Raw genomic sequence first — 13,209 nt, 5'->3', positions numbered from 1 at the left:
GCCCGCGCAATAAACTCGGGGTATGACGACCGCACCTATCACCCCCCGACCGACCGCCGACCTGGGAGACGAGCTGGGCATCGAGATGGCCAGCTGCGACCTTCAGCTCGCCCAGTTCGGTGGGCGGCCGGTATTCGCCGGGGCAATCACCACGGTGCGCTGCCACCATGACAACGCACTGCTGAAATCCATTCTGTCAGAGCCTAGTTCGGGTGGTGTGCTGGTTATCGACGGAGGCGGTTCGCTGCACTGCGCACTGGTGGGCGATATCATCGCGGGGATCGCCGTCGATAGCGGCTGGTCCGGTCTGGTGATCAACGGGGTGGTTCGCGACAGCTCCACCCTGGCCACCATGGACATCGGGGTCAAGGCCCTCGGCACCAACCCCCGGAAGGGCACCAAAACCGGTGCCGGGGAACGCGATATCGTCGTGACCTTCGGTGGCGTCGACTTCACGCCGGGGGCGATCTGTTACGCCGACCACGATGGCGTCGTGGTGGTTCCTGCCTGATGTCGGTACGACGGCTGGCGGAAGCGCTGCGAGGGGCACCCGTACCGCTGGCCGCTGTCGATATGGATGCCGCACGAGCCAATGCCGCGGCATTGGTCAGCGCGGCATCCGATCTACCCATCAGGGTGGCCAGTAAGTCGATACGCAGCACCGCACTGATCCGGAAGTTCCTGGAGATACCCGGATTTCGCGGGGTGCTGGCCTTCACCCCAGCGGAGGCGGTGCATCTCGCCGATGCCGGTGTGGACGACCTGCTCATCGCCTACCCCAGTGTCGACCGTGGGGCACTGGCGACGGCGGCCCGGCACCGCTCCGTAATCCGCCCGCTGATCGATTCGGCCGACCACGTGCGTCTGCTCGCCGCCGTTGCACAGGAGACCAACGCGCCCATCCCGGTATGCCTCGATATCGATGCCGGGTGGCGGCCTCTCAGCGGCCCGGTGCATCTGGGTCCGAAGCGATCGCCAGTGCGCACCCCCGAGCAGGCGGCAGCACTCACCGATCTGGTGTGCGCCACGCCCGGGCTGCGGCTGGCGGCGGTCATGGCCTACGACGGGCAGATCGCCGGCGTCGGCGATATCGTCCCGGGAAATCCCTGGTACCAGTTGGCGGTTCGTGGCATGCAGGCGTCCTCGCTGCGCGACCTCGGGGACCGTCTCCCCCGGGTTCTGGACGCGGTGACCGCCCGCCTACGGGCCGCCGGGGCGCCGCCGCTAGAACTGGTGAACTCCGGCGGAACCGGCAGCCTGGCCCGCATCGCGGGACTGGGTTTCGCCACCGAATTGGCCGCCGGTTCGGGCTTCTTCGCCCCCGCCCTTTTCGATAACTACCGCAACCTGGACCTGGATCCGGCCGCCGCCTTCGCATTGCCCGTGGTACGCAAGCCGGCGCCGGAGCTTGCCACGGTGCTCGGCGGCGGGTACATCGCCAGCGGCCCGGCCGGGCCGAGTCGGGTTCCGGTGCCGTCGTGGCCCACGGGTTTGTCATTCGAGACATCCGAGGGCGCCGGCGAAGTACAGACTCCGTTACGCGGGGCGCGCGAGCTGCAGATCGGCGACGTGGTGTGGTTCCGGCACGCCAAGGCCGGTGAGCTCTGTGAGCACTTCACCGAACTACAGCTTGTCGAGGACGGTCAGCATGCCGGATCGGTATCCACGTATCGCGGTGAGGGAATGATGTTCCTGTGAGCGAGTGGCGTAACTGGAGCGGGCAAACATCTTGTGCCCCAGCGCTGGTGGCCCGCCCGCGCACCGAGGATGAGCTGGCGTTCACCCTCAGAAGGTCTGCCGGGCGGACGGTGCGCCCGATCGGCTCGTCGCATTCCTTCACCGAGCTGTGCGTCACCGACGGCGTACAGATCGATATCGCGGAACTGCGTCACGTCATCTCGGTGGACGAGCAGGACCGGATGCGGGTCCAGGCCGGTATCACCCTGCATGAGCTGAATCGCCAGTTGTTGCGGCACGGGCTGGCGCTGCCCAATCTCGGCGATATCGACACCCAGACTCTCGCGGGGGCCGCCGCCACCGGCACCCATGGGACGGGCCTGGGGTTCGGCAATATCTCTCAGACCATCGTGTCGGTGCGAATCATGGCCGCCGACGGCACGGTTCACGAGATCACCGGCGGCGACGAGCTGCGCGCGGCGCGGATCTCTCTGGGTGCACTGGGTGTGGTCACCGAGTTCACCCTGCAATGCGTGCCGTCGTTCCGGCTGTACCGCCGCCAGTCTGTGCACGATCTGGACTCCGTGCTGGCTGATCTACCCGCGCTACTAGCAGATACCGATCACCTTGAGCTGTATCTGTTTCCGCATACGCGGCGGGTGCTGCTACTGCAATCGACGCGCACCGACGAGAGTCCGTGGCCCCGTCACCCGGTGAAGCATTGGGTGGAGCGCGACCTCGTGGAGAACGGTGCGCTCGGTGCGTTGATGTGGACGGCCGGGCGGGTACCGGCCGCCGCCCCACGGATATCTCAACTTGTTGCGGCCCTGGCCGGTTCCAATGAGTCGCAGGATGAGAGCGCCGCGGTGTTTGCGAGCCCCCGCAAGGTGAAGTTCACCGAGATGGAGTATTCGCTTCCGCTGGCCAATGCCGGCGAGGCGATCGAGACCGCGCTGGCCACGATCGAACGGAACCGTCATCGCGTGGCCTTTCCCTTGGAGGTCCGCTTCACTCAGGCCGATGATGCGCTGCTAGCCCCCGCCTATGGCCGCGAGAGCGTCTATCTGGCGGTGCATCAAACGATTCACGGCCAGTGGGAACCGTACTTCCGAGACCTGGAGCCCATCTTGATCGGGCTGGGCGGCCGCCCGCACTGGGGCAAGCGGCACACGCTCACCGCCGATCAGCTGAGCGAGCGGTATCCGGAGTGGCAGACATTCCAGGATGTCCGCGCGCGGCTGGATCCCGCAGGCATGTTCAGCGGCGGATACCTCAGCCGGCTGCTGGGGCCCGTCAGGCCCTGAACCAGGGCGGCGGTGTCGGGACGAAATCGAGGTCGGAATCAATCACTGCGGGGGATGTCCCGGTGATCTCGCTGTCCCAGACGAACTCGCTGGGCCAGTCGTCCGTGGCGACGGGAGAGTTGTGTTTTCCCACGATGCACTCCCAATGACCAGGTCAATTATCTGGGTACAATATGTACCCAGATATACTTTAGGCGGGTTGAGGTCCAAGATTCAAGCCCCACCTGCCTGGTATTACGAGCGCCCGATCCAGCGCGGCGCGCGGCCTTCCGCGAATGCGCGTGGCCCCTCGACCGCGTCATCCGACCCCATGAGCCGCAGGTGATCGGCCGTCTCCCGCGCCGCCACCTCGGCCGCGGACATCGCCGTCAGCTGCGCGTCCCACAGCAGCCGCTTGGTCAAAGCCGCGGATTGGGGCGCCACATTAACCGAAATATCGTGCGCCATCTCCAGCGCGGTCCCGAGTACCTTCTCGGCAGGCAGACAGTGGTTGGCCAATCCGGTCTCCACTGCCCGCCGCGCCGAAAAGGGCGCGCCGGTGAGGAGCAGCTCCGCCGCCACCGCGGTGCCCACCAGACGCGGTAACGTCCAGTGCGCCATGGCATCCGGCGCCACCCCGAATCTCACCTGGGGTATCGCGTAGCGACCTTCCTCGGCGAGGATGCGGATATCGGCGTGCAGTGCCAGTGTCATCCCGATACCAATGGCGTGCCCGTTCACCGCCGCGATCACGGGCGTGCTCAGTTCGAACGCGGCGGGCCGCACCGGAGACGCCGAGAAGTCCGGATTGTCCGGCGCCGCAAATGTTTCCGCGTCGGACGAGATCAGTGCACCGCTACAGAATGCGGGTGGGGAGCCGGTGAGCACGATGACGCGCACGGCGGCATCCTCGTCGAGCCGCCGATAAGCGGCGCCGAGATCGCGTCCAAGATCGGCGGTGAAGGAGTTACGTGTCGCCGGTCCGTGCAGCGTAAGTACCGCTACCCCGTCCCGAATCTCCGTTCGGAGCTCGGTCATCTAGCTGTTGACAGCAACCGACTCAGCGGGCGATGAAGTGGCCGCGGCCTTCCTCTTGCCGAAGCGCATGCCCTCGCTGATCCGGCTGCGCCGCATCATGCCGATGTCATAGGCGTAGTTCTGCTTCAAACGCCACGGGTGCTTGTCGCCCTGCTTGGGAAGTTCCTCCAGCGCACGCAGCACGTAACCCGGAGTGAAGTCCATGAACGGCTGCTTCTCTATCGTCTCGTCGGCCAGCTCGGGAACCGCTGTGACGTAACCATTCTCGTCCATGTAGTTCAGCAAACGGCTCACGTACTCGGACACCAGGTCGGCCTTGAGTGTCCATGAGGCGTTGGTGTACCCAATGGTGAACGCCATGTTCGGGACACCGGTGAGCATCGCGCCCTTGTATACGGTCTGCGAGGGCAGGTCCACGGGCACACCGTCGACCGTCGGAATGACGCCGCTGAAGAACTTCAGGTTCAAACCCGTCGCGGTGATGACGATGTCGGCGTCGAGGTGCTTGCCCGACTTGAGCTTGATGCCCGTCTCGTCGAAGGTCTCGATGTGGTCGGTGACGATATCGGCCCTGTGCTTGCGGATGGCTTTGTACAGATCGCCGTTCGGCACCACACAGAGACGCTCGTCCCACGGGTTGTACTTGGGGCCGAAGTGGGTCTTGTAGTCGTATCCCTTGGGTAGCTGAAGTTTGGCCTGCTGCATGATGATTCGCCGCGCGGCGCGCGGGAACTTTCGGCTCGCCTGGTAGCTAAAGATCAGCTGTGCGATGTTGATCCAGCGGGCAACCGGGTAAGCAGCCTTGGCCGGCAATATCTTTCGCAGACCGTTGATTATCGGGTTCTCGTTGGGCAGCGACAGGATGTAGGTGGGCGAACGCTGCAGCATGGTGATGTGTCCGACATCGGGCGCCATCGCCGGCACCAATGTCACGGCGGTGGCGCCGGAGCCGATAACCACGACCTTCTTGCCCTTGTAGTCAAGGTCCTCGGGCCAATGCTGCGGATGCACCACCGTGCCCTTGAAATCAGCCAATCCGGGGAACTCCGGCTGGTAGCCCTGGTCGTAGTCGTAGTAGCCGCTGCAGCAGAACAGGTACGAACAGGTGTATTCGACGATTTCGCCGTCGCGATCCACCGGGATGGTCCACTGCTGAGTCTCGGTCGACCAGGCCGCACCCAAAACCTTGTGCCGGTACTTGACGTGTCCGTCGATACCGGCGTTGGCCGCGGTCTTGTGCACGTAGTCGAGGATGGACGGGCCGTCTGCCAGGGTCCGGCTGTCGTTCCACGGCGAGAACCGGAAGCCCAGGGTGTACATGTCCGAGTCAGACCGGATACCGGGGTACTTGAACAGGTTCCAGGTACCGCCCATATCGTCGCGGGCCTCGAGCACCGCGTAGGTCTTGGACGGGCAGCGGTTCTGAATGTGCCAGGCCGCGCTGATTCCGGAGATGCCGGCGCCGACAATGAGCACGTCAAAGTGTTCGGACATGCCGCGATGCTACCGCTTACAGTTCGGTGAGAAAAGTAAAGTTAGGCCCTTGCAATCGTGCGCACTCTGTGCCAGCGACACCGCAGGTCAGGGCCGTCCGGCCCCGGTGAACACGTACTCCGACCAGTCGGGACGCCGAACGGCGTGCCAGTACTCGGGCAGACGCCAGGGGCTGACGGTGTGTATCTCCCCATCTGCATTCTTGAAGTAGGAATGTTCGACGGCCGGGTGCGACCACACCATCTTGTTGATCCGCTCCTGCGTGCGCCGGTGCCAGTCCGCCGCGGGCTGCGGCTCCGGTTCCATCGCCAGTCGGCTCTCACCGGCCAAGCGTTCGAGGCATTGCGTGATGTACCGCATCTGCAATTCGGACTGGAAGATGAGGCTCCCGCCGTGCGCCAGGTGGGTGCCGGGCCCGTAGATGATGAAGAAGTTGGGGAATCCGGGGACGGTGATTCCGCGATGCGCGTAGGGCCGGTCACCCCACATGCTGCGCAGCTCGACGCCGTCACGTCCCACGATCCGCAGCGGCCACAGCACCTCGGTGGCCCTGAATCCCGTGGCATACACGATCACGTCGGCGAGGTGAATCGTGCCATCCTCGGTGACGACGCCATCCCGCTCGATCCGTTCGATGGATGTGCGTACCAGCTCGACATTGTCGCGACGCAGGGTTCGCAACCAGCTTCCGTTGTCCTGGAGCGTTCGCTTACCGGTCGCTGGGTAATCGGGCAGTACCTGTGCGAGAAGCTGTTCGTCGTCGCCCACCTGCCGGGTTATCCAGTCGGTGAACATCATTCGGGCCGCAGCGTTGATCGCACTGACCGCATAGCCCTGGTCGGGATAGTCGGGATCAATCTCGGCGGCGTCGAGCCCCTTATCGGCACCGGGCCACATGAGGAGGAACCGATACCAGCGGCCGTAGAACGGAAGATGCTTCATGGCCCATCGCACGCCGTCCTCGACCTGGTCGTGGTACATGGCGTTGGGGAACATCCACTGCGGGGTGCGCTGAAACACCGTGAGGTGCTCGACCTTCTCGGCGATGGCGGGCGCAATCTGAAATCCACTGGCGCCCGCACCGATAAGGGCGACGCGCTTTCCGGTGATATCCACCGAGCCATCCCACCGCGCGGAGTGGAAGGCCGGACCCGCGAAGGCGCCGTCGACGGCCGGGATGTTCGGGCGGTTGAGCTGACCCACCGCGCTGATGACGGCCCGTGCCCGAAGCTCTTGTATTTCACCGCTTGCCGCGCGGACCCGGACCACCCATAGCGCGTCCTGTTCCTCCCAGGTGGCCGACTCGACCTCGGATTCCCACAGCACATGCTCATCCAGACCGTGCTTGTCGACGACGGTCTGGAAGTACTCACGTAGCTCGGGCTGCTCGGCGAAGTAGTGGCTCCAGCCATCACTCGGCTCGAAGCTGTAGCAGTAGAAATGGTTGGCGACGTCCACGCGGGCGCCGGGATACGTATTCTCCCACCATGTTCCACCGGGACCGGCGTTCTTCTCGACGATGGTGAAGGGGATGTTGGCCTGTGCGAGCCTGATTCCCGCCAAGATCCCCGATTCCCCACAGCCGATCACCACGACGGGCAGCGTGTCGGTGTGGCCTGAATCCAGCGGCGCGGCGCGTCGTGGATCTACACCGTCCAGATCGAGTTCCTCCAGAATCAGCGGCAGATATTCGTTCGGAACCTCCTCGCATGCTGCCCAATTCATCATCTCTCGGACAAGGTCCGCATCCAGTGGCGCCGGCTCCGGGCATCCCCGCTCCCGGTACTCGACGATTGCTTCAAGGGCCACCTTCCGCGCCCGCTCCTTATCCTCCTCGGACATGAAGCCCTGGACTTCGTTGAGGAAGGTGGCGGCCTGCTTGAACTCGCGGATGTAGCGCGGATCGCCGGTGATGTGCACGAGAGACAACAACAGAGTGGGGATGCTAACGGCCTCGAGAGCCGCGGCGATCTCCTGCGTAGGGGTGGAAAAGGGGTGACCCGCGTACCGGTTGCGCACCGAAGTCGCCGCTCAGCCGAGGTAACTCGCGGGCAGCGACACCACGCCGTTGATCCAGCCCGACCGGAACCGGGTGGCCGCACCGGTCGGTGTCAGGTCCGGCAGCCTGTCGGCCATGGCGTCGAACATGATGCCGATCTCCAGCCGGGCGAGGTTCGCGCCCAGGCAGTAGTGAATCCCGTGGCCGCCGAATGCGAGGTGCGGGTTGGGGTCGCGCTCGATGTTGAAGGTGAACGGGTCGTCGAATACCTCCTCGTCGAAGTTGGCCGAGGCGTAGAACATTCCGACACGTTGCCCCTTCCTGATGTGCACTGCGGCGAGTTCAACATCCTGCAGCGCGGTGCGCTGGAAGGCGATGATGGGACTGGCCCATCGGATGATCTCGTCCGCGGTGGTCTGCGGACGGTGCTGCCGATACAGCTCCCATTGGGTGGGGTTGTCCGCGAAGGCGAGCACCCCGTGTGTGATGGCATTGCGCGAGGTCTCATTGCCCGCGACCATGAGCTGGATGACGAAGTAGGCGAACTCCAGCGGGGTCAGCGGACGGTCGTCGTAGGCGCCCTGGACCAGCCCGGTGAGAATGTCGTCTTGCGGATTCTTTTGCCGCTCTTCGGCCATCGCGTACGCGTAACCCAGCATGGAAACAGTTGCGGCGGTGGCAGAATCTTTGCCGATGGCTGGGTCGTCATAGGCGAACATCTGGTTTGTCCAGTCCAGCACCTGCTGGCGGTCCGCCTCCGGGATGCCCACCAGATCCGCGATAGCGTGCATGGGCAGCACTGAGGCGATATCGGAAACGAAATTGCCGCTGGACTTTTCGGCGGCCGATTCCACGATGTCCTGGGCGCGGAGGACAAGCCGTTCATGCAGTCCATTGACGGCCTTCGGTGTGAACAGCGGTGACACGATGCGCCGCAGGATCCGGTGCTTGGGTTCGTCCATGTCGATGAGCAAATTCTCGCGCTGGATGTCAAGTTGCTCGGCGGTGATGTCCTCGTTGTAGCGCACCACCGTCGTGTTCGCACTGTTGGAGAACACCTCATTGAGGCGCGATACCTCTTTGACATCATCATGTTTGGTGACCGCCCAGTAGCCGTCGTCGTCGAACCCGGCGACTCCCCTGGGCTGGGCGTTCCACCAGATGGGCTCGGTCTTGCGGAGATACGCGAACTCCTCGACGGGGATTCGCTGCTGAATGAGGTCAGGGTCGGTGAAATCGAACCCCGGCGCGAACGGACAGACGGTCATCGCTTGAGATACCCCTTGTCGACGGGAACCTGCGCGCCGGTCATGACGCCGGATGCATCGCCTGCAAGCCAGGCCACCACCTCGGCGATCTCCGCGGGTTCGACAAGCCTGTCGTTGTCCACCAGGGTCTGGCTGAAGCTCTGCAGGTATCCCGGGTACTTCTCGAACATCCTCAACACCGACTCGTCGGCCGCCAGTGGCGTGTTGGTTCCGTACGGGTGGATGGAGTTGACGCGAATCCCATACTCCCCCAGCTCAACTGCCAACGAATTGGTCAAACCCACGACACCGAACTTGGCTGCGACATAGTGTCCGCAGCCCGGCATGGCCTTGATCCCGGCCGAGGAACTGACCGTAATGATGGACCCGCCGTTACCTGCTTCGATCATCGCGGGCACCGCCGCCTTTATGGTGTTCCAGACACCGGTCAGGTTGATGTCGATGACGTCACGCCACTGGTCGGGCTCGATCTCCCAGAGCCGCGCCCAGCTGGCGATGCCCGCATTGGCGACCACGATGTCCAGGCGCCCGAATCGGGTGATGGCCTCGTTGATCACCTTCTGCTGTCCGGCGAGGTCACGCACGTCGATGCGTTCGGCGATAATCTCCCGGCCGAGATCCTGTACTGCGGAAACGGTTTCGTCGAAATCTTCGGCCGTGGTTGCCGGGTATTCGTTATAGGGCGACGGCTTGTCGCAGGTGTCGATGGCCACGATATCGGCGCCGTCAGCAGCGAGCCGGATGGCATGGGCACGGCCCTGGCCGCGCCCAGCCCCGGTGATGTAGGCGACCCGCCCGGTGAGCGGCTTATCACGCTGAGCTGGCAGGGCTGACTGGGCTGACTGGGCTGACTGGGCTGTCATCGGACACCTTTTCTCGGATGGTCGCGGGGCGGAAGGAGTAGTCGGAAAGCGGGGAATGCTTTGAAAACCAGTTCATTTCACTCACCGTTTGGGGCCGGTAGTACCGCGCCTCCCCCTTGGAGTTGACGAAATAGGTGCTTAGTGGTGGCTGGCAGTCGGTGGCGTACAGCCGGATCGCCTTGCCTTGATGGGCCATTCGCCGCACCCACTTGTCGAAGGCTCGCTGACTGACTTCCGCAACCTCGCGGTGGGTGCGACTCGATTCGGCGATGACGCGTGCGGCGTGGCGCGCATTGGCCTCCACCATGGCGTGCCACCCCTGCCCCTGGTTGCCTTCGGGGCCTACCAGCACCCATCGATTGGGCAAGCCGGGTAGCGCCGAGCCACCGTAGGTCCGCATCTCATGGTCGCGGTAGTACTCGCCGAGGTCGAACCCGTTGCGGCCCTCGATGGTTCCCGGTTTGTAGTGCTCCGGGTCGGTGTATATCTCGTAGCCGGTGGCCAAGACCAGGAGATCGACCTCGTGCTGCGCGCCACTCGCTGTCTCGATGCCGGTTTCGGTGACCCGCAGGATGGGTTCGGTGACCAGGCGCACGGTTCCGGCGTCCACCGCCTGCAGGAAATCGTTCGATAGGACGGTGCGTCGTGCGAGGATTCCGTAGCTCGGCATCAGGGCGTCGCGCAGCGCGGGATCTCTGACAGTGCCGCGCAGTAGCGCGCGGTACCAGCGCCGTGCCATATCGTCGTAGCGGGGAATCAATACGCGCAGTATCGATTCCGGTAGGAGTGGCAGCAGGTGGAACAACATGGCCTGCGCGGCGTCCATGGCCGCGACGATCACCGCGTTGATGACGGTCAGGATGAAGGGTGCGTTCAGGATCCGCTGGGCACGCGGCGAGAGATCCGGGTTGGGTTTGGGAATGATCCACGCGGGAGTGCGCTGGAATGTCGTGACCGATGCGGCCGTTTCCGCGACGGCGGGGGCAATCTGGATGCCGCTGGAGCCGGTCCCAATGACCGCGATGCGCTTGCCGGCGTGATCGTACGAGTGATCCCACGCGTTGGGCCGCACGGTTCTGCCACGAAAGTCGTCGAGACCGGGGATATCGGGTCCGGGTTTGGCGTCGATGTATCCGCCCACCGCACTGATGACATATCGGGCCCGGATGCCCGGTCTCCCGGCGATCGTCAGCTCCCAGTGGTCACCGTCTTCACTCCACCGTTGCGCGGTGACCGCGCTGCCACCCTGGAAATGTCTGCGCAGTCCCAGGTTTTCCACCACCGACAGGTGATAACGCTGGATATCGGCACCGTCGGCGAACAGCCTCTTCCACTGCCCTGTTCGCGCAAAACTCAACTGATAGAACAGGACCGGGATGTCGACACCGAGGCCCGGATAGGTATTGTCACGCCACGTGCCGCCGAAGTCGTCGGCGCGGTCCAGGATCACGAAATCGTCGATACCCTGTTCCAGCAGGTAATGGGCGGCTGCGATACCGCCGGGACCCGCGCCGATGATCGCGACCTGAAAATCGATGTCACTCATGCTATTTCCTGCCTGCGGCGGACAGTCCGCCCAGGATGAATCGGGAGAAGTAGTCGCGCACCGCGGCCGGGTCCTTCAGGTCGAGAGAGATGGCAGGCAGCACTTCGATGCTCATCAGGGTTCGCATAATCCATTCGGCCGCCTCGGTGGCGTCGACGTCCCCGCCGATCTCGCCGCGGTCCCGGGCGGCCTCGACCTGGGGCACCCAGAACTCGACGGACCGGCGCATCAGATCGTCGCCGCACTCGTCGAGGACCAGTTCCAGGACGTTGGAGACATGCAGCGTCGGGTCCAGACGATCCGACCAGGCCCGGTGGTCGCTGATGCGTACCGCGGCCTCGCCGACCTGGTCGGTGAGCGTGGTCTTGGCGCTCACGGCCCCGGCGAACAGCTCGATGAAGGCGCTCGCGATGAAGCCGACGGCGACGTCGATGGCTTCCTTTTTGCCGCCAAACCAGTTGTAGATGGTTCCGCGCGAGACACCGGCCTCATCGGCAGCGGCCGACAGGCTGAACCGTTGAATTCCCGAGCGGACCAGGGTCTGAGCGACGGCCGCGACGATTGGTTCGGGTACTTCACCACGCGGGCCGGTCGTCTTCACGAGCTTCACGTTTGAACACTTTGCGCGAATGTGTTCATAGTGTCAATAGGCGCTTAGCGGCTCTTCCGGGTTCCGGCCAACAGCTGCTCCACGGGCCGGGTGTTGATCACCCGTTCCTCCGGAACCCCAGCCTCCAGCGCGCGTTCGCATCCGTATCCGGAGAACTCCAGCTGCCCCGGCGCGTGCGCATCGGTGTCGATGGAGAAGTCGCAGCCGATGTTCAGCGCGAGGTCGAGCAGCCGACGCGGCGGGTCACGCCGTTCCGGGCGAGAGTTGATCTCGACGGCGGTGCCGGAGTCACGGCAGGCCCGGAAGACCTCAGCGGCATCGAATGCCGACTCGCCTCGGGTACCCCGCTCCCCCTCCACCAGCCGTCCCGTGCAGTGCCCGAGCACGTCGACGCGTGGGTTGGTGACGGCGGCGATCATGCGGCGGGTCATCGCCGCGGAGTCCATCGCGAGCTTGGAATGCACACTGGCGACAACGATGTCGAGCTGATCGAGGAGCTCGGGGTCCTGGTCTAGTGCGCCGTCGTCGAGGATGTCAACCTCGATGCCGGTGAGGATTCGCATGGGCGCCATCTGATCTCGCAGCTCGTCGATGACTGTCAGCTGGGCACGGAGCCGTTCAGCGGAGAGGCCGTTGGCGACCCTCAGACGTGGCGAGTGGTCGGTGAGCGCACAGTACTCGTGTCCGAGCGCCTTTGCGGTGCTCATCATTTCCGCGATGGGTACAGATCCGTCTGACCAGTTGGAGTGCAGGTGCAGGTCACCCTTAAGCGCTTTTCGCATGCTGCCGCCGCCGGTGCTTTTCGCGTTGGCCCGCAGTTGTTCGAGGGTGGCCGGAACCTTGCCTGCCCAGGCCTCGGCGGCGACGGTCGCCGTCTTGGGGCCCAACCCGGTCAGGCCTTTCCAGGTCTTGTTGGCGCCGTGGCGTTCTCGCTCGTCGGGAGTAAGCGCGGCGATGACATCGGCGGCCTTACGGTAGGCCATCACGCGGCGCGATTCTTCGCGGCCGAGCTCCTTGTAGTAGGCGATTTCCCGAAGGGCCGCAACTGGATCCATGGCCGTGAGCCTATTCCGCGTCGAAGTGAACGGCCACGGGGTTTTCCACTCCAGTCAGGAGACCGCGCTGAGATCCGCCTGGTCTTGCCAGACGGCAGCGACGTGGTTGAGGTCGAGGCCCAATGCAATGGCCAGTTGGACGACGACACCGAAGGCCGGAGTCGGTAGTCGTCCCGTCTCGATCTTGCGCAGCGTCTCCGGTGAGATGCCGGCGGAACGGGCGATGTCGTCGAGGGGGCTGTCGGCCCGGGCGGAACGCAGCAGCCCGCCCAAGCGCTTACCCGCGGCGAGTTGTTCGGCGGTAAGCGGCAGACGAACCATGCTCTCGACCTTAGTCTTGGTATTTAAATACCGAAAGCCCTAAGGTGGTATTTAA

General features: G+C 64.3%; 13 protein-coding genes. 3 read left to right on the top strand and 10 right to left on the bottom strand.

The features are described 5' to 3' along the window. The first annotated feature begins 22 nt into the window (after positions 1 to 22). The 3 genes from rraA to AB0H22_RS12185 are packed head-to-tail and all read left to right on the top strand — an operon-like array spanning position 23 to position 2,981. A complete protein-coding gene (gene rraA, locus AB0H22_RS12195) occupies positions 23 to 511 on the top strand; it encodes a ribonuclease E activity regulator RraA (protein WP_180750448.1) in 489 nt (162 codons plus the stop codon). Continuing rightward, the gene (locus AB0H22_RS12190; protein ID WP_180750447.1) at positions 511 to 1,698 is read left to right on the top strand and encodes an amino acid deaminase/aldolase; all 1,188 of its coding nucleotides are present in this window, start codon (positions 511 to 513) and stop codon (positions 1,696 to 1,698) included. The genes rraA and AB0H22_RS12190 overlap by 1 nt, the downstream gene beginning before the upstream one ends. Then, positions 1,695 to 2,981 carry a D-arabinono-1,4-lactone oxidase gene (locus tag AB0H22_RS12185; RefSeq protein WP_180750446.1) on the top strand — a complete coding sequence of 429 codons (1,287 nt, stop codon included), beginning with the start codon at positions 1,695 to 1,697 and terminating at the stop codon, positions 2,979 to 2,981. Before AB0H22_RS12190 ends, AB0H22_RS12185 begins: the two co-directional genes overlap by 4 nt. Here the strand turns inward: AB0H22_RS12185 and AB0H22_RS12180 are convergent. From AB0H22_RS12180 to AB0H22_RS12135, 10 genes are all read right to left on the bottom strand, one after another. Next, positions 2,971 to 3,114: a hypothetical protein gene (locus AB0H22_RS12180; protein WP_180750445.1), complete on the bottom strand. Its 144-nt coding sequence runs from the start codon at positions 3,112 to 3,114 to the stop codon at positions 2,971 to 2,973. The two genes, AB0H22_RS12185 and AB0H22_RS12180, sit on opposite strands and share 11 nt — an antisense overlap. 101 nt (positions 3,115 to 3,215) lie before the next feature. Continuing rightward, positions 3,216 to 3,998 (bottom strand): enoyl-CoA hydratase-related protein, encoded by a 783-nt coding sequence (locus AB0H22_RS12175; RefSeq protein ID WP_180750444.1) that lies wholly within the window; start codon positions 3,996 to 3,998, stop codon positions 3,216 to 3,218. After that, the gene (locus tag AB0H22_RS12170; protein ID WP_180750443.1) at positions 3,999 to 5,492 is read right to left on the bottom strand and encodes an NAD(P)/FAD-dependent oxidoreductase; all 1,494 of its coding nucleotides are present in this window, start codon (positions 5,490 to 5,492) and stop codon (positions 3,999 to 4,001) included. Between the two features lie 87 nt (positions 5,493 to 5,579). Then, positions 5,580 to 7,511, bottom strand: coding sequence for an NAD(P)/FAD-dependent oxidoreductase (locus AB0H22_RS12165; protein ID WP_358146768.1), 1,932 nt, complete (start codon positions 7,509 to 7,511; stop codon positions 5,580 to 5,582). Between the two features lie 12 nt (positions 7,512 to 7,523). Next, a complete protein-coding gene (locus tag AB0H22_RS12160; RefSeq protein WP_180750441.1) occupies positions 7,524 to 8,759 on the bottom strand; it encodes a cytochrome P450 in 1,236 nt (411 codons plus the stop codon). Next, complete coding sequence (locus AB0H22_RS12155) at positions 8,756 to 9,586, bottom strand: mycofactocin-coupled SDR family oxidoreductase (protein WP_358147027.1); 831 nt, start codon at positions 9,584 to 9,586, stop codon at positions 8,756 to 8,758. Before AB0H22_RS12155 ends, AB0H22_RS12160 begins: the two co-directional genes overlap by 4 nt. Further along, the gene (locus AB0H22_RS12150) at positions 9,570 to 11,168 is read right to left on the bottom strand and encodes an NAD(P)/FAD-dependent oxidoreductase (protein ID WP_358146767.1); all 1,599 of its coding nucleotides are present in this window, start codon (positions 11,166 to 11,168) and stop codon (positions 9,570 to 9,572) included. Before AB0H22_RS12150 ends, AB0H22_RS12155 begins: the two co-directional genes overlap by 17 nt. A 1-nt stretch (position 11,169) precedes the next feature. Further along, positions 11,170 to 11,778 carry a TetR/AcrR family transcriptional regulator gene (locus AB0H22_RS12145; protein ID WP_180750438.1) on the bottom strand — a complete coding sequence of 203 codons (609 nt, stop codon included), beginning with the start codon at positions 11,776 to 11,778 and terminating at the stop codon, positions 11,170 to 11,172. 44 nt (positions 11,779 to 11,822) lie between these two features. Next, positions 11,823 to 12,833: a PHP domain-containing protein gene (locus AB0H22_RS12140; RefSeq protein WP_358146766.1), complete on the bottom strand. Its 1,011-nt coding sequence runs from the start codon at positions 12,831 to 12,833 to the stop codon at positions 11,823 to 11,825. Positions 12,834 to 12,887: 54 nt separating this feature from the next. Continuing rightward, complete coding sequence (locus AB0H22_RS12135) at positions 12,888 to 13,154, bottom strand: helix-turn-helix transcriptional regulator (protein WP_358146765.1); 267 nt, start codon at positions 13,152 to 13,154, stop codon at positions 12,888 to 12,890. Positions 13,155 to 13,209: the final 55 nt, after the last annotated feature.

The organism is Mycobacterium sp. NPDC050853 (assembly GCF_040653875.1).
Lineage (GTDB): Bacteria > Actinomycetota > Actinomycetes > Mycobacteriales > Mycobacteriaceae > Mycobacterium.
This window is presented reverse-complemented; position numbering and strand designations above follow the sequence as displayed.